General features: G+C 53.1%; 22 protein-coding genes. 7 read left to right on the top strand and 15 right to left on the bottom strand.

The annotated features are described in order from the left end of the window. Nucleotides 1–65 precede the first annotated feature (65 nt). Nucleotides 66–1940 (bottom strand): cobaltochelatase subunit CobT, encoded by a 1875-nt coding sequence (gene cobT, locus KO497_RS07960; RefSeq protein ID WP_215943434.1) that lies wholly within the window; start codon nucleotides 1938–1940, stop codon nucleotides 66–68. 233 nt (nucleotides 1941–2173) lie between these two features. Beyond that, nucleotides 2174–3142, bottom strand: coding sequence for a cobaltochelatase subunit CobS (gene cobS / locus KO497_RS07955; RefSeq protein WP_215943433.1), 969 nt, complete (start codon nucleotides 3140–3142; stop codon nucleotides 2174–2176). A gap of 263 nt (nucleotides 3143–3405) precedes the next feature. On the opposite strand from cobS, the gene KO497_RS07950 reads away from it, so the two are divergent. After that, a complete protein-coding gene (locus KO497_RS07950; RefSeq protein WP_215943432.1) occupies nucleotides 3406–3972 on the top strand; it encodes a fasciclin domain-containing protein in 567 nt (188 codons plus the stop codon). 152 nt (nucleotides 3973–4124) lie between these two features. Then, nucleotides 4125–5099, top strand: coding sequence for a DUF808 domain-containing protein (locus tag KO497_RS07945; protein ID WP_215943431.1), 975 nt, complete (start codon nucleotides 4125–4127; stop codon nucleotides 5097–5099). 93 nt (nucleotides 5100–5192) lie between these two features. On the opposite strand, the gene KO497_RS07940 is transcribed toward KO497_RS07945, so the two are convergent. Beyond that, on the bottom strand, nucleotides 5193–5831 hold the full coding sequence (locus KO497_RS07940) for a DnaJ domain-containing protein (protein WP_215943430.1): 639 nt from the start codon (nucleotides 5829–5831) through the stop codon (nucleotides 5193–5195). 73 nt (nucleotides 5832–5904) lie between these two features. Here KO497_RS07940 and KO497_RS07935 point away from each other — a divergent pair, with 73 nt between their 5' ends. Then, nucleotides 5905–6162 carry a BolA family protein gene (locus tag KO497_RS07935; protein ID WP_215943429.1) on the top strand — a complete coding sequence of 86 codons (258 nt, stop codon included), beginning with the start codon at nucleotides 5905–5907 and terminating at the stop codon, nucleotides 6160–6162. A 6-nt stretch (nucleotides 6163–6168) separates the two neighbouring features. On the opposite strand, the gene KO497_RS07930 is transcribed toward KO497_RS07935, so the two are convergent. The 6 genes from KO497_RS07930 to KO497_RS07905 all read right to left on the bottom strand — a co-directional run bounded on the left by KO497_RS07930 (nucleotide 6169) and on the right by KO497_RS07905 (nucleotide 12130). Beyond that, the gene (locus tag KO497_RS07930) at nucleotides 6169–6576 is read right to left on the bottom strand and encodes a DUF4177 domain-containing protein (protein WP_215943428.1); all 408 of its coding nucleotides are present in this window, start codon (nucleotides 6574–6576) and stop codon (nucleotides 6169–6171) included. 169 nt (nucleotides 6577–6745) lie between these two features. Beyond that, nucleotides 6746–8260, bottom strand: coding sequence for an Asp-tRNA(Asn)/Glu-tRNA(Gln) amidotransferase subunit GatB (gene gatB / locus KO497_RS07925; protein WP_215943427.1), 1515 nt, complete (start codon nucleotides 8258–8260; stop codon nucleotides 6746–6748). A gap of 96 nt (nucleotides 8261–8356) precedes the next feature. Next, nucleotides 8357–9460 carry a Hint domain-containing protein gene (locus KO497_RS07920; RefSeq protein ID WP_215943426.1) on the bottom strand — a complete coding sequence of 368 codons (1104 nt, stop codon included), beginning with the start codon at nucleotides 9458–9460 and terminating at the stop codon, nucleotides 8357–8359. A 271-nt stretch (nucleotides 9461–9731) separates the two neighbouring features. Further along, on the bottom strand, nucleotides 9732–10958 hold the full coding sequence (locus KO497_RS07915) for an FAD-dependent monooxygenase (RefSeq protein WP_215943425.1): 1227 nt from the start codon (nucleotides 10956–10958) through the stop codon (nucleotides 9732–9734). A gap of 135 nt (nucleotides 10959–11093) precedes the next feature. After that, nucleotides 11094–11318, bottom strand: a complete 225-nt coding sequence (locus KO497_RS07910) for a hypothetical protein (RefSeq protein ID WP_215943424.1) — start codon at nucleotides 11316–11318, stop codon at nucleotides 11094–11096. A 161-nt stretch (nucleotides 11319–11479) separates the two neighbouring features. Beyond that, nucleotides 11480–12130, bottom strand: coding sequence for a pyrimidine 5'-nucleotidase (locus KO497_RS07905; protein WP_215943423.1), 651 nt, complete (start codon nucleotides 12128–12130; stop codon nucleotides 11480–11482). Nucleotides 12131–12244: 114 nt separating this feature from the next. On the opposite strand from KO497_RS07905, the gene KO497_RS07900 reads away from it, so the two are divergent. Further along, the gene (locus tag KO497_RS07900; RefSeq protein WP_215943422.1) at nucleotides 12245–12925 is read left to right on the top strand and encodes a GntR family transcriptional regulator; all 681 of its coding nucleotides are present in this window, start codon (nucleotides 12245–12247) and stop codon (nucleotides 12923–12925) included. A 4-nt stretch (nucleotides 12926–12929) separates the two neighbouring features. Here the strand turns inward: KO497_RS07900 and KO497_RS07895 are convergent, their stop codons facing one another. Then, a complete protein-coding gene (locus KO497_RS07895) occupies nucleotides 12930–15407 on the bottom strand; it encodes a glycosyltransferase family 2 protein (RefSeq protein WP_215943421.1) in 2478 nt (825 codons plus the stop codon). 302 nt (nucleotides 15408–15709) lie between these two features. Then, the gene (carA, locus tag KO497_RS07890) at nucleotides 15710–16873 is read right to left on the bottom strand and encodes a glutamine-hydrolyzing carbamoyl-phosphate synthase small subunit (RefSeq protein ID WP_215943420.1); all 1164 of its coding nucleotides are present in this window, start codon (nucleotides 16871–16873) and stop codon (nucleotides 15710–15712) included. Nucleotides 16874–17073: 200 nt separating this feature from the next. Here carA and KO497_RS07885 point away from each other — a divergent pair, with 200 nt between their 5' ends. Continuing rightward, a complete protein-coding gene (locus KO497_RS07885) occupies nucleotides 17074–17532 on the top strand; it encodes a GatB/YqeY domain-containing protein (RefSeq protein ID WP_215943419.1) in 459 nt (152 codons plus the stop codon). Nucleotides 17533–17663: 131 nt separating this feature from the next. After that, nucleotides 17664–17921, top strand: coding sequence for a hypothetical protein (locus KO497_RS07880; protein WP_215943418.1), 258 nt, complete (start codon nucleotides 17664–17666; stop codon nucleotides 17919–17921). A 24-nt stretch (nucleotides 17922–17945) separates the two neighbouring features. Here the strand turns inward: KO497_RS07880 and KO497_RS07875 are convergent, their stop codons facing one another. The 3 genes from KO497_RS07875 to KO497_RS07865 all read right to left on the bottom strand — a co-directional run bounded on the left by KO497_RS07875 (nucleotide 17946) and on the right by KO497_RS07865 (nucleotide 19907). Next, nucleotides 17946–18482 (bottom strand): DUF2244 domain-containing protein, encoded by a 537-nt coding sequence (locus KO497_RS07875; protein ID WP_215943417.1) that lies wholly within the window; start codon nucleotides 18480–18482, stop codon nucleotides 17946–17948. 22 nt (nucleotides 18483–18504) lie between these two features. Beyond that, on the bottom strand, nucleotides 18505–19194 hold the full coding sequence (locus KO497_RS07870; protein ID WP_215943416.1) for a DUF4336 domain-containing protein: 690 nt from the start codon (nucleotides 19192–19194) through the stop codon (nucleotides 18505–18507). 92 nt (nucleotides 19195–19286) lie between these two features. Beyond that, nucleotides 19287–19907, bottom strand: coding sequence for a cation transporter (locus KO497_RS07865; protein ID WP_215943415.1), 621 nt, complete (start codon nucleotides 19905–19907; stop codon nucleotides 19287–19289). A gap of 70 nt (nucleotides 19908–19977) precedes the next feature. Here KO497_RS07865 and KO497_RS07860 point away from each other — a divergent pair, with 70 nt between their 5' ends. Continuing rightward, complete coding sequence (locus tag KO497_RS07860; RefSeq protein WP_215943414.1) at nucleotides 19978–20397, top strand: MerR family transcriptional regulator; 420 nt, start codon at nucleotides 19978–19980, stop codon at nucleotides 20395–20397. A gap of 85 nt (nucleotides 20398–20482) precedes the next feature. Here the strand turns inward: KO497_RS07860 and KO497_RS07855 are convergent, their stop codons facing one another. After that, on the bottom strand, nucleotides 20483–22174 hold the full coding sequence (locus KO497_RS07855) for a cytochrome c oxidase subunit I (RefSeq protein WP_215943413.1): 1692 nt from the start codon (nucleotides 22172–22174) through the stop codon (nucleotides 20483–20485). Between the last annotated feature and the right edge of the window lie 358 nt (nucleotides 22175–22532).

Below are 22532 nucleotides of genomic sequence, written 5' to 3'. Positions count from 1 at the left end.
TCTTGGGCGCCATGAGGCGTCGGCATCATTCACGTATTATTAATATCACCTGTGGATCGCGTGTCTTACATGGCTTTGCGAATGCCAGCAAAACGGGCTCTTGCGCGTGGATCTGTGTCGAACAAAGACGCCAACTGTTCGGTCATCGCTCCGGCCAATTGTTCCACGTCTGTGATGGTTACAGCGCGTTCGTAATAACGGGTCACATCATGGCCGATGCCGACCGCGATCAGTTCGACCTGTTTGCGTTTTTCAACCAATTCAATCACATCGCGCAGATGCTTTTCCAAATAATTCGCAGGATTCACTGATAGGGTGCTGTCATCCACAGGGGCACCGTCAGAGATCACCATCAAGATTTTACGCGCCTCAGGGCGTGCCATCATCCTGCGGTGCGCCCATTCAAGCGCTTCGCCATCGATGTTTTCTTTCAGCAAGCCTTCTTTCATCATCAGACCCAAATTGGCCCGTGTGCGGCGCATCGGCGCGTCTGCATTTTTGTAAATGATGTGGCGCAGATCGTTCAAACGACCGGGCATTTGCGGGCGACCATGGGCCAGCCATTCTTCGCGGCTTTGCCCGCCTTTCCACGCGCGGGTGGTGAACCCGAGCACTTCGACTTTGACCGAGCAGCGTTCCAGCGTGCGCGACAGCACATCGGCACAGATCGCCGCGATTGAAATCGGGCGTCCGCGCATTGAGCCTGAATTGTCGAGCAAAATGGTCACGACGGTGTCGCGGAACTCAGTGTCTTTTTCGTGCTTGAACGACAAAGGTGTGGTGGGGTTGGCAATCACGCGGGCCAAGCGGCCAGCGTCCAATGTGCCTTCCTCTAAATCAAATTCCCATGACCGGTTTTGCTGGGCCTGCAAGCGGCGTTGCAATTTGTTGGCCAAGCGCGATACAGCGCCTTTCAAAGGCTCAAGCTGTTGGTCCAAATAGGCGCGCAGACGTTCCAGCTCAGCGGGTTCAGCCAAGTCTTCGGCTGTGATTTCTTCGTCATATTTTGTTGAAAAGACTTGGTAATTTGGATCGGCGTCAGACACAGGGGCCGATTGAGGGGGCTCGGCTTCGGCCTCCTCGTTGGGCATTTCCATCTCGTCGGCGTATTCTTCTTGGGCCATATCGTCTGACGACACTGTGGCCTCAGAGGCGTCTTGTTGTTCCTCTTGAGCGCTCTCTGGCGCGGCCTCTTGATCGTCTTCTTGCTCTTGATCTTCGCCCTCGGATTCGACGTCGTCTTGGTCTTCGTCGTTTTCAGCGTTTTGGTCTTCGTCAGAATCCAATTCATCTGGGTCGTCCCCCAGTTGATCGCCGTAGCCGAGGTCTTCGATCAGGCGGCGCGCAAGGCGGGCAAAAGCGCGCTGGTCGTCCAAAAAACTGTCAAGATCATCAAATGCGCCGGTTGTTTGCTGTTCGATGAAATTGCGCCAAATCTCCATCACGTTTTGCGCACCGGCGGGCAGATCGCGCCCTGTTGTGAGGTGGCGCATGTAATAGCCCATAGCCTGAGCCAGAGGCGCATCATCGGTGGATTTCACCCCGTCATAGCCACGGCGCATCGCATCGTTGCCGATTTTCGCATCGATGTTTTTGCTGGTGCCCGGCATGTGGCGCGCGCCGACGGCTTCGACCCGTGCGGTTTCCAGCGCGTCATAGATGTCGAACGCCATTTGCCCTTGAGGCGCATAGCGATTGAAGGTGCTGTCGTTGTGAAATTTGTGCCGTAAAGCCAAGGCGTCAGCCGTGCCGCGTGCGATCAACACCTCGTCACGGGTCACCCGACGCGAAATCTGCGGCAACCGCACTGTGTCAGGTGTCAGGCCCGATGGATCCATAGAATAGGTGATGGTCAAATCGGAATCATTGGCCAAGACTTTGGTGGCCTCTGCTAGGGCCTTTTTGAACGGATCTGCGGGGTTGTCGCTGGGCTTTATCATGCCTCGTGTTAAATCACTCTGCGCGGCGGCGGGCAAGAGAAAGCGGGGCGTCACGGGTGCAAAATCGACTGCAATTTGGACGGGGCAAGCCGCAGATCCAACAAACAATCACGTCAGTTGGATTTCGAAATTATGTGGCATCTGCGTTAAAATTAAAGAGGGACGCAAAATGCATCCCTCTTTTGTCATTTCATAACTGTCTTATTCAAGTCGTTGCCGCAGCGAGCACTGGCTTACATTGTCATGCTGACAGCTGATTCAGGCAATTCTTCGTCAAAGCAGCGCTGGTAAATCTCGGCCACTGTCTGACGCTCAAGTTCATCACATTTGTTGAGGAATGTCAGGCGGAAGGCATAGCCCACATCGCGGAAAATCTCTGCATTTTGCGCCCAAGTGATCACGGTGCGCGGTGACATCACGGTGGACAGGTCGCCGTTCATAAAGGCCGTGCGTGTCAGCGCAGCCGTTGTCACCATTTGGCTGATCTGTTTGCGGCCTTTTTCGGTGTTGTAATGCGGGGTCTTGGACAAAACGATGTTGGTTTCCGCATCATGGTTTAGGTAGTTGAGCGTTGCCACCAAAGACCAACGGTCCATCTGCGCTTGGTTGATCTGTTGCGTGCCGTGATACAGACCGGTTGTGTCGCCAAGGCCCACTGTGTTTGCTGTCGCGAACAAACGGAAATAGGGGTTCGGCGTGATGATTTCGTTTTGATCAAGCAAGGTCAATTTGCCGTCTGTTTCCAAAATCCGCTGGATCACGAACATCACATCTGCGCGGCCCGCGTCATATTCGTCGAATACAATCGCAACAGGGTTGCGCAGGGCCCAAGGCAAGATTCCTTCATGGAATTCCGTGACCTGTTTGCCATCGCGCAATTTGATCGCGTCTTTGCCGATCAAATCGATACGCGAAATATGGCTATCAAGGTTCACACGCACGGAGGGCCAGTTGAGGCGCGCTGCCACCTGTTCGATGTGAGTGGATTTGCCCGTGCCGTGGTAGCCTTGGATCATCACGCGACGATTGTGCGAAAATCCCGCCAAAATCGCCATCGTGGTGTCCGGGTCAAATTTATAAGTGCTGTCGACCTCAGGCACGCGGTCGGTGCGATCCGCAAACCCTTTGACGGTCATATCCGTGTCGATACCAAAAACATCGCGGACTGAAATCACTTCGGTAGGTTTTGCATTCGCATCCATGGTGTGGCCTGTTCTGATAGCTGTTGTGTCTTTGTGCCTTCTTGCCCTTTTCAACGCGTGGGTGCAAGGGGCGCGCAGGGGATCAATCGCTATAAACATGATTGTGCACATACGGTGCAGCGCTGCCTTTGGATCACATTTTGATCTCAATTCAACGTGACCATCATGTGATGATTTTAAATGGTCCAAAGTCAAAGGGGCTCCGTACCCATTGTAACCTCGCCAAAATGGACGAGGGTTTTGACACCCAACGGAGAAACATCATGACTTTCGCAAAAACACTTCTTTCGGCTACAACTGCAATCGCTTTGACAGCTGGCGCCGCTTACGCCGATCACCATGGTGAAAACCCGATGGTTGGCGGCGCTGAAATGTTTGCCGATAAAAATATCGTTGAGAACGCCGTAAACTCTGCCGATCACACAACTTTGGTCGCGGCTGTGACTGCAGCTGGTTTGGTTGACACATTGGCAGGCGACGGCCCGTTTACGGTGTTCGCTCCTGTGAACTCAGCTTTCGCAGCGCTGCCAGAGGGCACCGTTGAAACATTGTTGATGCCTGAAAACATTGACCAATTGACCACGATCCTGACCTGCCACGTTGTCGGCAAAGCCGTGATGGCAGACGCATTGCAAGGCATGATCGCAGACGATGGCGGCAAGCACCCCGTGCCAACTTTGGGCGGCTGTACATTGCAAGCCTCTTACGTTGATGGCGTGATGATGTTGGAAGACGAAAACGGCAATATGGCTTCCGTCACCATTGCTGACGTGAAGCAATCAAACGGCGTGATCCACGTGATCGACGCGGTGATGTTGCCAGCGATGTAAGCTGACGACGACAGTTTTTTAACGAGTGATATGGGGCGTCCTTTACAGGGCGCCCTTTTTTATGGGCAAAAACGAGACAAACCTTGAGGATCATTTGCCTCTGGTCGCGCGCGCCACTACATATGAGGCAACCAAAGCGTGAGGACGAATATATGAGTGGCTTGTTGGCCCTATTGGATGACGTGGCAGGGATCGCCAAAGTGGCGGCCGCCAATGTAGATGATATCGCAACTCAGGCGCTGAAAGCCTCAAGCAAGGCTGCAGGCGCTGTGATTGATGACGCTGCCGTGACGCCCAAATATGTGCAAGGGTTTCAGCCTGCGCGTGAGTTGCCCATCGTTGGCAAAATCGCTTGGGGATCGATCAAGAACAAGCTGATCATTTTGTTGCCTGCGGCTTTGCTGCTGTCGACCTTTGCACCGTGGTTGATCACGCCGCTCCTGATGCTGGGCGGGGGGTATTTGTGTTTTGAGGGGGCTGAAAAAGTCTATCACCTGTTCAAGCCTCATGCGCCCTATGCGGATGGACAAAAAGCGGGCGAGGGCGATCCGGTTCATTTGGAAGAGTCCAAGGTGGCCGGTGCCGTGAAAACAGATTTTATTTTATCGGCTGAGATCATGACAATCATTTTGTCGGGCATTGATCCAGAGGGATCGATTTGGTTCAAAGCGGGGGCTTTGGGCCTTGCTGGGATATTTATCACGGTCGCTGTTTATGGCGCTGTGGCGCTGATCGTGAAAGCCGATGATGTTGGTCTGTGGTTGGCGCGGGTTGGGCGCTTGGGGGTGACGCGGGCTTTAGGCCACGGGATCGTGAAATTCATGCCTTATCTGATGAGGGCGTTGCTGATCATTGGCACCGCCGCGATGATTTGGGTTGGCGGGTCTATTGTGATTCATGGTCTGCACGCATTTGGACTGCATGAACCTTATCAAAGTATTCATGACCTGGCCGAGGGGGCTGCGCATATGGTCGGTCGTGCCACGGGATTTGTCACATGGTTTGTCACCGCGTTCTTTGATGGGATTTTCGGGCTGATCGTCGGCCTGCTGCTGATCCCTTTGGTGGCGAAGATCATTGATCCGGCGATTGCCAAACTGACGGGAAAAGAAAACACGCATCACTGATTTCATGCATGTTGTATGACTATGCAAAAAGGCCGCCCAAATGGAGCGGCCTTTTTAGTATCTGATGCGCCAAGCTGACTTAAAATCGGTGGCTTACTTGAACCAGCGGCTTTCTTTGACTTGATCCCATGCCCAAACAACTTGTTGCAGCTGTTCTTCTTGTGATCGGTCGCCGCCGTTGACGTCTGGGTGCAAGACTTTGATCAAGCTGCGGTACTGCTTTTTGATCTCGGCCTTGGTCCAGTGATCTTTGACTTCCAGAATCTCAATCGCTTGACGCTCAAGGGGTGGCAGTTTGCGGGTTGAGGCACCGGGGTCGCTTCGTCCGGGGTTTTGTGTGGCGTTTTCACCCAAAACTTGATGCGGATCATCCACGCCGAGACGCGCCCAAGCGCGTTCTTCGCTGGTGACTTTACGGCCAAAAGGCTTGGTCGGGCGTTCACCCGTTTCCGATGCCTTATGCTGTTCGTCTATTTCTTCTGGCGTTGCATTGTCGAAAAAATTCCATTTCAGGTTATAAGCCCGAACATGTTCTTTGCAGAACCATTTGAATTCATCCAAATGATCAGGGGAGCGCGGGGCGCGGTATTGACCGGCTTCGGTACATCCTTCGTGTTCGCACTCTCTTTTCGAGGTCTCGAACGCACCTGACATGCCGCGGCGTCCGCCGCGACGCTTTTGTTTGTCCTTCGCTGCGGACATATCGAAACCAAAGGGATCGTCTTTTTGCATGTGGTTTAACCTTCTAGACTCAGGCAAAAGACCATAGACGATATGGAGAATTTGGAAAGAGGAGAAAGCCTAAATGTCGATCTCAGATGACATGAAATCACGATTGACCGACGCTTTTTCGCCGACACGCTTGGAAGTGGTCGATGACAGTGCCTCGCATGCGGGGCATTCGGGCAATCCTGGTGGCGACGGCGAAACGCATTTCAACGTTTTGATCCGCTCCGCCGCCTTTGACGGGCTGTCCCGCGTGGCGCGACATCGTGCCGTGCATAAGGCGCTTGGCGATATCGTGCCGCGCATTCATGCACTGGCACTTGATTTGGACGTTTAATGTGATCTAGGCGCGCTCTGCATCGGTTTGATCGTCGTTGTCGTTGGTTTCCGTCTGTGTTGCGGCCTGTGCTGTGGCGTCATCCGCCAAAGCTTCGGCTTCTTCGGCGGCGGCCAACGCGTCGGCGTCCTCTTGGGCAAAGGTGCCGAAGCCTTTGTTTTCTTCCGTGAACATACCGAAATCGGCGTCGCGGCGGAAAATCAATACGGTGTGGTAGCTTACGGTTTTGGAGGTCAGCCCTGCACGTTCTTCCATGGGCACAACATCAGAGCGCAGATATTCCCAGCCCTCTTCACCAAGGGCATTCAGGCGGGTTTCCATAGCCTGTGCCATGCGGGCCTCAGGGGTTTTGATGCCCTTGGCTTTTTCGCCTCGGCGTGGGGCAGGGATGACGCGGTACTCGTAGGCTGACATGGAAGGCTCCGTTATTGGCTGGCTTAGTTAGACCTTAATGGACTGTGTATTGCATGAAAAGGTTTGCGTTTTTGCTAATGATCGCAAACTTCTGTTAACGCGTAAAAAAACGAGGCCTCCGATGAGCGCCCCGTTTTTCAATTTTCATGATCGTAAAGTTCGGGTTTGGTTAAAGCCCAAGCTTTTTCACAACCAATTCGTTCACCGCTGCAGGGTTGGCTTTGCCGCCTGACGCTTTCATCACCTGACCCACAAAGAACCCAACCAGTTTGGGGTTTTGTTTGGCTTTTTCGACCTGTGCAGGATTGGCTGCGATAGCTGCGTCCACAGCCGCTTCGATGGCGCCCATGTCTGTGACCTGTTTCATGCCGCGCTCTTCGACGATCTGTGCTGGATCGCCGCCTTCAGTGTAGACGATCTCGAACAGGTCTTTGGCGATTTTGCCAGAGATGTCGCCGGATTTGATCAATTTGACCACGCCGCCAAGCTGTTCGGCTGACACAGGGCTGTCTGCAATGTCTTTGTCGTCTTTTTTCAAACGACCAAACAATTCGTTGATCACCCAGTTGGCGGCCAGTTTGCCGTCTGTGCCCTCTGCCACGCGTTCAAAATAAGCGGCATTGGCGGTGTCTGCGGTCAAGACCGATGCGTCATATTCGGACAGGCCAAATTCGATCACAAAACGGGCTTTTTTCTCGTCTGGCAATTCAGGCAAGCTGGCTTTGATGTCATCCACCCAAGCCTGTTCGATTTCCAAAGGCAAAAGATCGGGATCAGGGAAGTAACGGTAATCGTGCGCTTCTTCTTTAGAGCGCATAGAACGGGTTTCGTTCTTGTCCGCATCGTACAGGCGTGTTTCTTGCTTGATCTCTCCACCGTCTTCGATGATGGCGATTTGGCGGCGCGCCTCATAGTCGATTGCAGCTTGGATAAAGCGGGTGGAGTTCATGTTTTTCAACTCACAACGCGTGCCCAAGTGACTGAAATCACCTGTTTCTGCAAATTTCTCGTATTGGCCAACACGGCAGACAGAGACGTTCACATCTGCACGCATAGAGCCGTTTTGCATGTTGCCATCGCATGTCCCCAAATACCGTAGAATTTGGCGCAGCTTCAACACATAGGCAGCGGCTTCTTCGGGGCCACGAATATCTGGAAACGATACGATTTCCATCAATGCAACACCGGTGCGGTTGAGGTCGACGAACGACATGGTCGGGTCCATATCGTGGATGGATTTACCCGCGTCTTGTTCCAAGTGGATGCGCTCGATGCGCACTTTGCGTGCCACACCGGGTTCCATATCAACCAGAACTTCGCCTTCGCCCACGATGGGGTGATAGAGCTGCGAAATTTGGTACCCTTGGGGCAAATCAGGATAAAAATAGTTTTTGCGATCAAAGGCTGAGAACAGGTTGATTTTGGCTTTCAGGCCAAGACCTGTACGCACCGCTTGTTCGACACAGTATTCGTTGATCACTGGCAGCATGCCGGGCATGGCGCTGTCAACGAAAGCCACGTTCGAGTTGGGCTCTGCACCGAATTGCGTAGAGGCGCCGGAAAACAGCTTGGCGTTGCTTTGCACCTGAGCGTGAATTTCAAGACCGATGACCAGTTCCCAGTCGTGTTTTGCACCCGCAATCACTTTGGGCTTTGGACTTGTGTATTGAATGGTGTCAAGCATGACGCGGGCTCCGGTAAATCAGGTTCATCCGCGTTCTAAGATATGGCAGGGCGGGGGGCAAGGCCTATGCCCGCCCGCCGCCGTCAGTAATATTGGCTAAACAGCGCGTTTGAGGGCTTCTGCTTCCCATGATTTCAACTCATAACGTGACAATTGAGCTGTGCTGCTGTCATCACTCAGTTCGGGGAAGATGGTTAGAATCTCTGCGCGTGCATCACCAGACACGGCATCGAGGGCCTCTTGACCCGGAAACAGGCTTTCAGTGGGGCAACTTTCGGCGAAGATGATCTGGTGTGTGTCAAACAGCATGTGGAAATAATCGACTGTTCCACCGCTCACGATGCGGATTTTATCGTCGTTGACCAGATGTTTGGCGGCGACCAGAACATCACGTTCACCGAACAGGATTTGTGCTTGGGGGCCGCGCACCAACATGCGGTGGTTTTGCGACACTTTGAGATCACGCAGATTGCCCATGGCACCAGCTTTGATCAGCACAGGCGCCAACGCGGCTTGCGCGGGCATTGTACGCGCGCCGATCCAACGAATGGCTTGCGGGCCATTGTCGAGCGTGTTGACCATGTCGCCCGCTTTCAGGGTCTCGATGTATTTCGGGCCATTTGGAGTGTCGATCAGCGTACCGCGGGTCAAGCATACGGCAGCCCCGATGATATCTTCGGCAAAGACGTTGTTGTCGACGTTGAAATTGCCATCGCCAATCTTGTCGATCACGCCATCGCCATCATAATCCATGTCGGTTTCATGGTCGATCTGGATGATCGGGCGCAGGTCTGTGAGGTCTTGTCCTGGGGCAATCAATACATTGTTCAAACTTGGGCCACCATCAGAAGAGACCAGCACGTTTGCGTTAAAGCGCAGATATGTATCGCCCAGCCCTGAAAGATCGCTTTGAATCGTGGCCGATTGTCCAGGGTTCATAGGCTCATAGGTGTATTTCACCGTACCATTTACATAGTCGGTGGGGGAATCGTAGACGATGATGCCCACGACCTTGCTTTGGCCTGTCACCTCACCATTATAGACGTCTTCCACTGTAATGACGATGACATCGTCTGTATCAAAATCGGTGTCACCGTTTTTGATCATCACGCGACCGCCATTTTGGCCGCCGTGGTTTGTACTAACAGAAACGTTGTCGAGAAGGGACGAGCCCATCACGAGAATCTCTTCGGTTGCCATATGCTTTGCCTGTATGTCTTGGGTTTTGACACCCGCTGCCTCAAGATGACGCTTATCTATGGGCTACAGGTCTTCTACCGAGACCCTTTGCGCAGCACCACGCGTCTAAGGGTTAAGGTTAAGGCTAAAAGTGTTAATTTGTCTAGCGGCTTGCCGATCCTGTCGCATGTCGTGGGAAAAGCGTGGCTTTTGCGCAAATACGCGACTGTTCTGGCTGAATAGGATGGCATCCAGTCGCGTCTCAAGCATGAGCTTTGGTGAGGCGTGGGTTTTAAAGTGGCCCAAGCCCTGCACGCATGACACCCATTCGTACAGGCTTGATATCATGAACGGCTTTGAGACCCAGCAGGCGCACAGATTGCAAAATGCTGTCTTCGGATTGCACCACACGGTTGAACAGATCCACGACGCGGGCGCGGGCGGTGATGTCGCGGTGTCGGCTGCGCGCATAGGCGTCAAGCATGGCAGTATGACCTATATCGCCGCCATTGGCCTCGCACAGTGTCAACAGTTCGGCCAGATCGTTCAGCGATGTGTTCAAACCTTGCGCGCCAATCGGGGGCAGCACATGTGCGGCTTCCGCGATAATCGCGACTCGCTGTGCGGACAATTGATCCGCCACTTGGGTGATGATGGGAAAGACCCCGCGCTGTGAGGCCAGTTCAAGATTGCCATAAAGCCCCGCCGAGCGATCCGTCATCTCTGCGTTAAAGGCAGGTATATCCATGTTCAAAAGCTCAATCGCCTTAGGGCCTTTGTTCATCCAAACGATGGCGGAGGCTGGCCTGCCGTCTATGTCTTTCAACGGCACCATGGTGAAAGGGCCCCCATCGCGGTAAATCTCGGTCGATAGATTGCCGTGTGGCACGTCGTGAAAGGCTGTAAAGGCCAGCGATTTTTGCCCATAGCGCGTGGTGGACACTCCGACCCCTGCGGCTGTGCGCACAGACGAGTCGCGCCCGTCGGCGGCCACAACCAATTTCGCCTCAACCGACGCGCCGTCCGTCAATGTAACAATGGCAGACCCCGTGCGGGTCAACATGGATTTGAACCCAACGCCATAGCGGATTTCGGTTTGTGGGATGTTCGGCAAAATGCGCATCAATTCGCGCCGCATGTGCCAGTTGAGAAAATTCCACCCGAAGGGTTCGTCGGCTGTTTCACGCCCTTCAAACTGACGCTCGTTGCGCAACACAGGCCCGTCTGGGCCGTCAGTAGTGTCGACAATGCGCAGACCCTCAAGCGGTGTGGCATGGGGGGCAAGCTGGTCCCAAACGCCAATTTTTTCAAACAGATCGCGCGCAGGGCGTAAAAATGCGGTCGAGCGTAAATCAGTGCCAACCTCATCGCCTACGATCACAGGCGGAACAGGGTCAATCATCAAGGTTTTAAACCCAGAGGCGCCAAAAGCCGCCGCCGCAATCATGCCTGAAATGCCCCCGCCAACAACAAGCACATCGACTTTGGGGCGGTTGGGTTTCTGAGCTGTCTGGGTCATGGGTTATTCCTTCGCGCATGGTGGCGCAAATGTTGCAAGTCTTGGCGTCAGTGCAAGTCTGAGCCCAAGTGATAGGCGCAAATCCATGCAATGTCCAAGCGGCAGCCTGTCTCAGGGTGGTGTCAGAGGAAAGTTCTATTTGCCGACGGTCAAAAGAATCAAGCAGACAAAAACGATTGGCACACAGGCCAAGGCCACAAGACCCAGAACAGGCCAGCCAAACAGCGCGATGGCCCCAGCAATGACTGCACCAAGGAGGCTGATGATCGTCAGCGTCATAGCAACTTGACGCGGTGTTGCGATATATTTCTCATCATGGTGTTCAGTGTCTGTCAAAGGGCTGGTCTGCGCGTGCGTCATTCTGACTCTCCGTCAATGATGTATTTCAAAGTCAGCTTTTAACGAAAGACTGTCAGTACTTCAGGGTGGCGGGGTGTCGCATGACAACCTCAGACCTTGGCGATATAGAACTCAAATGCTCATAAAGCAGCAAGGCCTGTGGATTATATCTATCGTCGTTTTTATTGGGTGCTGACTAAAAAACGCGCCAAATCATCCGTATGGTGATGAATATACTCACGCCCCGTGATCTCATTTTTGGGGGCGACGTGGACGGTTTTCATGCCTAAGGCATGTGGCACTTCTAGGTTGCGAGGATCATCTTCGAACATCGCGGCTTCGGTGGGATCCAGCCCGTCTTGTTCAATGACACGCGTATAGGCATCAGCGTTTGGTTTTGGCTCAAAGTTTGCGTGTTCAACGCCGTAGGTGGCATCGAACACACCAGACAGCCCACGTGCCTCTAGCACATCGCCTGCATAGGGCGCGGTGCCATTTGTAAAAATGATTTTGCGTCCAGGGAGCGCCTCAATCGCTTTGCGCAGCTCTGGGGCAGGATCAAGTACAGTGAAATCAATGTCGTGCACATCTTCCAAATAGGGATAGGGCTCTACGCCGTGCAGCTTCATCAGCCCTGCCAATGTGGTGCCATGATCACGCCAATATGTGGTGCGCAGGGCGCTCGCCTCAGCGTGGGAAACGCCAAGAGTTTGCATCATAAACGCCGTCATCTTGATCTCGATTTGCGGAAACAACGAGGTTGCAGGCGGGTAAAGCGTGTTGTCGAGATCAAAGATCCACGTGCGCACATGAGAGAATTGTTTTTGCACCATGGCCCCTTGTTAGGCCTGCGGTTTGGATCAAACAAGCCCCTTTAGCCTGTTAAAGCTTGAACCATCGCAACGGGCCTGTTTATGGTGCAGCCTCGTACGGTAAAGGGGACGCCGATGAAAGATGCACATAAAGATCACGCTTCAGGCCAGATCTCTGGACAGGCCGTCGGACAAAAAGACGCCTATAGTTTGATCTTGGAAGCCATCGATACAGGTATTTATCGCCCTGGTGATCGCTTGGTTGAAAGCGAGCTTGCCGAACGCTTTGGTGTGTCGCGCACCCCAATTCGCGAGGCGCTGCAACGGTTGGAAACCCAATCTATGCTCACCCGCGATGGGCGCTCATTGATTGTGGCTTCCTTGGATCACAATCAAATGGCTGATCTTTACGTGGTGCGTACTGAACTTGAAGGTTTGGCCGCACGATTGGCCGCGCGCCATGCCACCCCGGAAGAAATCCGCGTGCTGCGTGATATGGTCGATGAAGATCGCGCTTTGGTCGCTGATCCTGATGCGCTTTCAAAGGCGAACAGACGGTTTCACAAACAGATTCATTTGGCGTCGCACAATCGCTATTTGGTCAAGCAGTTGGATTTGGTGCATCGCTCCATGGCGCTTTTGGCGACGACCTCTTTGGCCGTCGAAGGACGTGGGGCAGAAGCCATCGATGAACACAATCAAATCGTATCCGCGATTGAGGCTGGTGATGGCAATGCCGCCCATGCCGCTTTAAGCAATCATATTTCCAAGGCCTTTGTGACGCGCCTTAAAATAGATGCGGAAACAGAGCGTTAAGAATTTATTTCCGCTTTGGGCTCAGGCCGTTGATTGCGCGTTTTAAACGACGGAGTTTTTGACGGGGCGATACAGGCAACCACTCGGGTGTGTCTGAAAACGCCGCCGTATGCGCCATATCGGGCGCCATTTGTGCGTTGTCCGCGACTGGGCGCGGTAGATTTTGCAGCAATTTTGGCATAATATTCTGGCCGGTGGCGATTGGGTTTTCATGTGCCGATGTGTCGGAGCCATGACGTTTTGGCGCTGGGCGTACAGGTGACAGATCACTGTTCGCACCAGTGAAGCCTGCGTCGTTTTGCACTGGCTCTGACACTGGCACGATGTCTTTCACATCATATGCCAAATTCAATCCAAAGGTCAGGCGTCGCTGCCTAGGTGTTGCCGCTGGCATATTGTCAAAATCTGCGCGGGCTTCACGAAACCCTGACGCGTGTTTGAAAGTCGGTGGATCAACGCGATTGGCCTGCGTTAATTTATATGGCACGTCCCCTATGGCAACACGGTTGCAGGGCTTTAAAACCAAGGGCGCAGTAGAGTGTAGAACCGTCGCATCCGAATGGGTTTGTGCGCTCTGTGTCACCGCAAAAGCGTCAACATTCAGTTGGTCGCCGGTTGCGCTGCCTGCATCTTGGACAGATATCTTCGGCTTTTGTTCAACTTGGGGGGAGACGTTGTCTTGGTGATCTGGATCTGCAATCAGATCATGCAAACCATGGGCGGTTTTATCCCAATAATATGGTCGCGTGACCACTTCCCACAACCCTTTGATCGCGGCCAGAGTGCCCAGTGGATAATAGAAATGCAATGTGGGCACCCATTTCCAAAGCCCTTTGTGTTTCGGCGTTGAGGTGGCCAGCATGCCAATTGCGACGGTGATCACTTCTGACATTAAAAACAAAGCGCCCAATGCCAAGAAAGTTCCGTTTGGCACGACGTCTTGTAACGGATGATGCAGTCCGAGCGGCATAGACCAAAACGACCACAGCAGCGGCGCAAGTAAGAAATTGGACAAAGCCCCAAAGAACAAAACCTGTACGCCAAAGAATTTCCACCAGCCCAAATCTGCCAATAATTTGCGTGGATTGCGCATATGCATCGCCCAAGTCATCGCATAGCCTTTGAGCCAGCGTGATCGCTGTTTGATCCATGGCCACAACCGGCAATTTGCCTCTTCGTCGGTGACGGTACGAATAAGCTCGGTGCGATAGCCATGGCGGGCCAATCGAATGCCCAGATCTGCATCCTCTGTCACATTATGAGCATCCCAACCGCCAAGCTTTTCAATGGCTTCACGGCGGAAAAACAAAGTTGTCCCCCCCAATGGTACGACCAGCCCAAGGCGTTCATACCCAGGCAAAATAATGCGAAACCAAGAGGCATATTCAACGGTAAAACACCGTGCAAGCCAGTTGGTGCGGGCGTTGTAAAAATCCAGAATACCTTGCACGCAGGCCACATCGGGGGGCGCTTGGGCAAAATGATGCGCCACTTTGTGGATTTGGTCCGGCTCGGGTGCGTCTTCTGCATCATAGATGCCAATAAGTGTGCCACGGCAAAAATCGAGTGCAAAGTTCAACGCCCGCGGTTTGGTTTTGACGCCGCCACGGGGCACAACAATCATCCGCATCCAACGGGGCAGGTCTGTACGCGCGACGGCGTCTTGGGTGATGGTGTCATCTTCCTCAACCACAAGGCAAATGTCCAAAAGTTCGCGCGGATAGGTCAGTTTTGACAGGCGCTTGACCAGCCGTCCTGCAATCTCGCGTTCATGAAACAGCGGTACCATCACCGACACGGTGGGTAATTTTTGCGTACGCCGTGTCGTGCTAAAGGTAGATTGGCGTTTTTGCGACACACGCGCCTGTGCAAACGCGGCCGCAAGTTTCAAGATAGATGTGATGACAAGGACCAAAATGGCCCAGCACACCAGAGCCAAAAACATCGCATGTGGAAAGGCAACTGTCGCGGCAATGACAACGAAACCAATGGCCGACATCACACGGGTGAGGCGGGCAATATCAAGTTCGCGACAGCTTTCATGAGCTGCAACGCGGGTCTCTGCGGCCTTTGCAAGCTTGCGTTGACGCGATTGCATCAAAGCCTCATGCATCGTTGTTTCTGAAATCACCGCCATGCGCACAGGCCCAAACAGCGCCGTCAGACGGGGGCGCATGTCTTCGAATTGTTCGGGGCGGCAGGATGCGATAAGCACGGTTGAGCCAACGCGACGCCACGGCAGGAGCCCTTTGCGCAAGCATTCGTCGGCCCCAAGCGCATCAATCAAGCGTACATCTGCGGCATGGGCGTCGAAATTCGCGACTTCCGCGCCATATTGCTTGGCCAAAATGGCGTATAGAGTCGTTTCGTTCACCATGCCATGCGCCAACAAAATATCGCCGATCCGCGCATCATGGCGTTGACGCATCGCAGTGGCGCGAACCAAATCTTGCGCGGTCAGCGCGCCTATATCGACAAGCATTTGCCCGATTGGTGTTCGGCTGGCGTTGTTTGAGGCTCGAAACGCCTGTGGGCCCGCGTCCCTAAAGGGAGAAGCTTTAAATATACCGTGCCGCAGTTGCGTCATGTCCCACCAAAAATCCAGTCCGAGCGAGGGATTTTGTCCCTACGCTAGGATGACCTAAGATGGTTAATGGCCCGTTAATTATTAACCATGTTTGGTGAGGAGATGGTTCCTAAACTGCGATAGATATGGATTGTTTCGCATGTTTTACGAAAAAAGCCGACTTAGAAAGCCGGCTTCATCGAAATATAATCAGTGGTTTAAGCTGCCGCGCGGGCTGTCATAGCCTCTGCAAAGCGTTCAAACAGGTAGTAGCTGTCCATCGGACCAGGGGAGGCCTCTGGGTGGTACTGAACTGAAAATACAGGTTTTCCAGAAACCTTGATCCCACAGTTAGACCCATCAAACAATGAGACATGTGTTTCGACAACACCTGCGGGCAATGTTTGCGCATCCACAGCAAAACCGTGGTTCATTGATGTGATTTCAACCTTGCCTGTGTCTTTATCTTTTACAGGGTGGTTTGCACCGTGGTGGCCGTGATTCATCTTGACGGTTTTGGCCCCAAGCGCCAATGCCAGCATTTGGTGACCAAGACAGATGCCAAACACAGGGATATCAGCGGCCAAGACAGCTTTGATCATCGGAACGGCATAGACGCCGGTCGCTGCAGGGTCACCGGGGCCATTGGACAAGAAAACGCCGTCTGGCGCGTGTGCAAGCACCTCTTCTGCCGTGGCAGAGGCCGGTAGGACGGTGACATCGCAACCGGCAGAGGCGAGGCAGCGTAGAATATTGCGTTTGGCCCCAAAATCGATGGCCACGACCTTAAAGCCTTTGCTGGTGCGTTTTGGGAAACCATCAGGCCAAGCCCACCGCATTTCGTCCCATACATAGGATTGTTTGCAAGTGACGTCTTTGGCCAAATCGGTGCCCTCCAACCCTTTGAAATCACGCGCCATTTGTACCAGTGCTGCGATGTCAAAGTTGCCTTCAGGATCGTGGGCCATGGCGACGTGCGGTGCACCTTGTTGGCGGATCGCGCGGGTCAGCCGGCGGGTGTCAATGCCGCCCATGCCGATACGTCCGCGTGCAGACAACCATGGGCTTAGCTCGTTTTCTGTGCGCCAATTCGATGGGTCTGTGGGGTCCCATTTGACCACCATGCCTGCAGCGACGGGATCGGACGTTTCGTCATCTTCCGCGTTTACACCGGTGTTGCCGATATGTGGAAACGTAAAAGTCACGACTTGACCCGCGTAAGACGGGTCTGTCATGATTTCTTGATAGCCGGTCATGGCGGTGTTGAAACACAACTCGGCGGTGGTGGTGCCTGTGGCCCCGAACCCTTTGCCGTAGAAAACAGTGCCGTCTGCAAGCGCCAAGCATGCTGTCGGTTTCGCAGTTGAGTGTACGGTGGTCATGGCACGACTCCCCTTAAAAGGCCCAAAATTGTCGGGAAACTAAGGAAAGCAGCGGGGGGCGTCAAGCGCGTGTTGCTATTTTCCGTGAAGTTTCTGTTGTCTATATTTTTCAATGGGTTACCCTTTGAGTTAAGATGTTGTTAATTGCCGCTCTTTTGGGTAGGGTGAGGACTTGCAATGGCTCAGGGGATGAGACACCAATGGATATAAGAACGCGACTTAGCACGGCTTTAAAGGCGGCTATGAAAGACAAAGACGCAGCACGCCTGTCGACATTGCGGTTGATCAGCGCTGCGATCAAAGATCGCGATATCGCGCTGCGCAGTGAAGGCAATGATGCAGGGGTATCTGATGCAGATGTCCTTGGTATTCTTGAGAAAATGGTCAAGCAGCGCAAAGAAAGCGCTCGCGCATTTGACGAAGGCGGCCGCATTGAAATGGCCGAAAAAGAACGCGCTGAGATCATCGTGATTGGTGATTTTTTGCCACGTCAATTGACCGATGCTGAGGTTTCACAAGCGATCGATGATGCGATTTCGACCTCTGGTGCTGAGTCGATCCGCGACATGGGCAAGGTGATGGGCGCGCTGAAAAGCAAGTACACCGGTCAGATTGATTTTGGTGCTGTTGGGCCGCGCGTGAAAGAAAAATTGGCTTAATTCGCAAAAATGCGCTTTTGAGTGCGCTTTGCTTAGATAAATGACAAATTGAAAAGACCGCCGAGCTTCGGCGGTCTTTTGCGTTTGCCGCCTCATCAGGAGCGTCTTTTTTATATTTGCGGTTTATTAAGATGTCTCGGACATCCTCAATCGAATTGGGGGCTTATGTTTTGGCCCTGCATTTGATTTGGGAGGATTCTGTGACGACACGTTTGATTTCATCTTTGCTTGAAACCCGCCAGGCTGCAGAAGTTGCGTATTTGGCTAAAATAGATGCTGAGACCCCGCAACGATTGGAGGGATTGCCACGCCAAATGTTTGACCATTTGACCGCAGATGAACTGGCTGAAATGGCGATGATTCACGCGGAACAGTCTGAGGCGGCATAGGCAATCATAAGGTCGGATTATGCCCTACCTGGATTTGAGTTGGCTCAAGACATAGGTCAAATTCTGGTGCAGGGTTTGGCGCTCTTCTGGTGATAAAAATGCGGCCAATTCGACGGCGCGCCCCTTGTCTGTCGTGCTGCTGTATAGGGTCAAATATTGGTTGACGGGACCGCCCTCTGCGCGCAGATGTAGTTTGATCCAATAGGGATTGGCTTGCCACTCTTTGCGCAAGTTCTTTGTTGTCCAATGGGTCAAGATCACCTTGTCAGGCCAGATCAACAGCTCTTCGCGCAGGCGTTCGCGATCTGAAAGGCGCAAAGCCGTCCATAGAGCAGCCAGTGTGATCAGGAGGCCCGCCAATAAGACCCAAAACGCCGCTGTGCCGATAAACGCAAGTACAGGCAAACAACCCGCCAAGAACATCACCCAAATGGCGGCTTTGAAGCCTGCGTTTGGCATGGAACGATGTGGCCAAATATCCAAACGTATCAATGGCTCAGTCGTGGCTTGATCAGGCAAAGTCCCGAGCGTTTGATGATCTGGTGTCCATTCATAAGGCATATGATTTTGTCCACGGTCCTGACTAGGCCATAAGCCAAGCGAAAGCGCGTTTCAGAAAGCGGTTTGCGTCTTTGGTTACAGGGCGCCCATGTGCCATAAGCACCTGCGTGGCGGGCCAACCAAGAATGGTTTTCACAGCCGCTCTGGCCGCGTCGCGATCCCGAAACGCCAAGCGAAATTTGCGTGGCACTTGGGGTTCTGTGCCTTCCATCAAATCCAATCGCGCGACGATGGCACGCCATCCGGTGAACCAGCCTTTGTCGAACTGTTGCAAAATATCGGTGAACAACACTGTGCCGCTGGCCTTGTGAAAAAATACCACTTCGTCGGTCACCATATTGCCGCGCATAATCACCTGCGCCAGCTCACCCATCCAGATCACATCAGGGGCATCGGTCAGGGTTGCATCGAAATTGATGTCTGAGCGTTTTTTCTCAAGACGCGGAGCAGCAAAACATTTGGCTGATGGGTAAGCGAGAGCCCAATCTTTGAAGAACACGTGATGAAACGAATTCGGTGCAATCAAGGCTTTAACAGGACCAAGGGCATCTACGGCTTCTTTAAGGTCCGGCGTTAAAGTGACTGGCGACCAAATCACCAAGTTGCCGTCACTAAGCCGGACAATGGCGCAGCGTGTCGGGTATTTAAACCCTGCCGTTGACAGAACTGGCCCTTTTGCGATCCAAATATTGGTGCCAAATGGTGTGAGCATAACTGTTTTCGACGTTCCTCGTGTTACTTATGGTTGTATCGGTTTTATCGTGAATGAAAAGCCCCACATCGTTGTGAGGCCCTGTGCAAGTTTTAGCTATGCCGGTGCTGCCGTAATTCGGTAACTGATTGATGCAGAATTTGCCACGCAGATGACAGAAATAACCCTGCCATCAACAGGGCGACGACCAAATCAGGCCATGCAGTTTGGGTGATCCAGACCGCCGCAGCTGCAATCATCACTGCGATATTACCGATGGCGTCGTTGCGCGAACACAGCCAAACAGAGCGCACATTGGCGTCGCCGTCTTTGTATTTCACCAAAAGCATAACGCTGACCAGATTGGCTGCGAGCGCTAAGAAGCCGATACTTCCCATCAGCGGGGCCATGGGCAGCTCTAAGAAAAGAAATTGATAGGCCGTCATAGAGAACACCCAAATCCCCATCAATAACAGGCTGATCCCTTTAGCAAAAGCAGCCCAAGCGCGCACCGAAATTGCCGCGCCGATCACCGCCAAAGATAGCCCATATGTGGCGGCATCTGCAAGAAAATCCAAAGCATCGGCTTGTAAGGCTTGTGATCCGGCAGCTTGCCCTGCGCTCATTTCAACACCGAACATCACAGCGTTTATGGCCACGACGGCCCAAAGGCGGCGTTTGTAATCTTTTGATAGCCCATCAAATTTGGCCTTGTTATCGCAACATGCAGACATGTGAGTCGTCCTTTTCTTTTGTCTGCAGTATGTCTAATCTCTCTAGTGACTAGAGGTTCAAGAGGTTTTTATGTTGTCTATCGGAATGCTGTCCAAACGCTCTGGGGTCAAAGTCCCAACCATTCGCTATTACGAAGAGATCGGAATTTTGAATGAGGCCGAACGTAGTGCGGGTAATCAGCGGCGCTATCGGGACAGTGATTTGGAACGGTTGGCGTTCGTGAAACATGCGCGTCAGCTTGGGTTCTCGTTGGATGGCATCGCGAACTTGATCGCGTTGCAAGAGCACCCCGATAGGTCTTGTGCAGAGGCAGGTGAATTGGCGCGAGCGCAACGGCAATTGGTGAAAGACAAGATCGTGCGATTGCAAAGGTTGGAGCAAGAGCTGACGCGGATATCGGACGGTTGCACAGGGCAGGGGACGACTGGAGACTGTTATGTGCTGAGCAGTTTAGGGGATCATGGGGCTTGCGTGACGGATCACGAGTAACTGTTAAGCTGAACCAACACCTGTGACCCATAAAGACAAAAGGCCCCGCAACATCTGCGGGGCCTTTGTTTAGATCAAAGAGGGATTAGTGCGCTGGCGCTTTGTCCCAGTCTTCTTGTTTTGGCAGGGTCTCGAATGTGTGCTCAGGTGGTGGGCACGGTAGGGTCCATTCGAGTGTATCTGCGTATTCATTCCAGTAATTGTTTTCGGTGACGCGTTTGCCCCATTTAAGGGAGTAGATCACGATGCCGATAAAGAAGATGAATGACGCAAAGGACAAGAATGCACCGTAAGAAGAGACTTTGTTCCAAAGCGAGAAGGCTTCTGGGTAATCGATGTAGCGACGTGGCATGCCTTGGCGACCCAAGAAGTGTTGTGGGAAGAAGGTCAAGTTTGCGCCGATGAACATCATCCAGAAGTGCAGATGTGCAGCCCATTCAGGGTAGTGACGGCCAGACATTTTACCGAAGTAAAAGTAGATACCGGCAAAGATCGAGAAGATCGCACCCAAGGACATCACGTAGTGGAAGTGCGCCACAACGTAGTATGTATCATGGTAAGCACGGTCCACGCCCGCTTGGGACAAGATAATGCCTGTCACGCCGCCAACGGTGAAGAGGAAGAGGAAGCCAAAAGCCCAAACCATAGGCGCTTTGAATTCGATCGACCCGCCCCACATGGTGGCGATCCAAGAGAAGATTTTAACCCCTGTTGGCACGGCGATAACCATGGTTGCCATCATGAAGTATGTCTGTTGGCTGAGCGACATGCCGACTGTGTACATGTGGTGCGCCCACACAACAAAGCCAAGACCACCAATCGCGATCAGCGCCCAAACCATCGGCAAGTAGCCGAACACGGGTTTGCGGGCAAAGGTTGCGATGATGTGAGAGATCAAGCCAAAGCCGGGCAAAATGATGATGTACACTTCTGGGTGTCCGAAGAACCACAGGATGTGTTGGTACAAAATCGGGTCGCCGCCGCCGCCAGGTTGGAAGAAGGATGTGCCAAAGTTGCGGTCTGTCAGCAACATGGTGATCGCGCCCGCCAAAACAGGCAAAGACAAAAGGATCAACCAAGAGGTCACAAAGATCGACCAAGCAAACAATGGAACCTTGAACAATGTCATGCCTGGTGTGCGCATGTTCATGAATGTCGTGATCATGTTGATCGCGCCAAGGATGGACGAGGCACCTGAAACGTGGACCGCAAAGATCGCGAGATCCATGGAATAGCCCGCTTCAGAGGTGGACAAAGGTGGGTAGAGAACCCAACCAACGCCGGAGCCCGCTTGACCATTGCCGCCAGGGGCGAACAAGGACGCGATGCCCAAAGCAACACCACAAACGTACATCCAGTAAGACAGGTTGTTCAAGCGTGGGAAGGCCATGTCCGGCGCGCCGATTTGCAGCGGCATAAAGTAGTTACCGAAACCGCCAAAGAGCGCTGGAATAACCACAAAGAACATCATCAAAACACCGTGGTAGGTGATCATAACGTTCCAAAGGTGCCCGTTTGGCGCACATTCGTCGCCGCCAAAGCCAGAGATCAGGCGCGCGGCTGCGTTGCCGGCCTCATCAAGACACATGAATTGCACACCCGGTTCCATGAGCTCAAGGCGCATGTAAACTGTGAGGGCGACAGAGATAAAGCCCACCACCGCAGCGGTGATGAGGTAAAGGATGCCGATATCCTTGTGGTTCGTTGACATGAACCAGCGCGTAAAGAAGTCGCGGTTGTCTTCATGTTCGTGGCCGTGAATGGCTGCGTCTGCCATGCGGTCCTCCCGATTTATGCTTAAGCTATGCGTTAATCCGCGCTGCAACCAAACAGAGTCACCACACGGAATTGCGTATGGTCTTAAAGGCAATATATCGCTGGGGCAATGTGTCAACGCGCCCCATGGGGTGAAAAAGTGTCTCATGTGGCTTGAATTTTGATACCGGCTGCCGCCTCACGGGGATTCGACGCGTGTTGCGAGGGGCATGGCTTTCGATAGAGGGCTGTGATCTGGTGGTTTGTGCCGTGGTGTCTTGGGGGGACATAGCGCTATGCGCAAGCATTCGGGGAATCGATGCGCCATAAAAAAACGCCGCCCCGAAGGGCAGCGTTTCAAAATCTATCTGTGTGAGGCC

The sequence above is a fragment of the Pacificibacter marinus genome, assembly GCF_018860665.1.
In the GTDB taxonomy this organism is placed as follows: domain Bacteria; phylum Pseudomonadota; class Alphaproteobacteria; order Rhodobacterales; family Rhodobacteraceae; genus Celeribacter; species Celeribacter marinus_A.
Note: the sequence above shows the minus strand (reverse complement) of the source record. Positions and strands in the feature narration are given on the sequence as shown.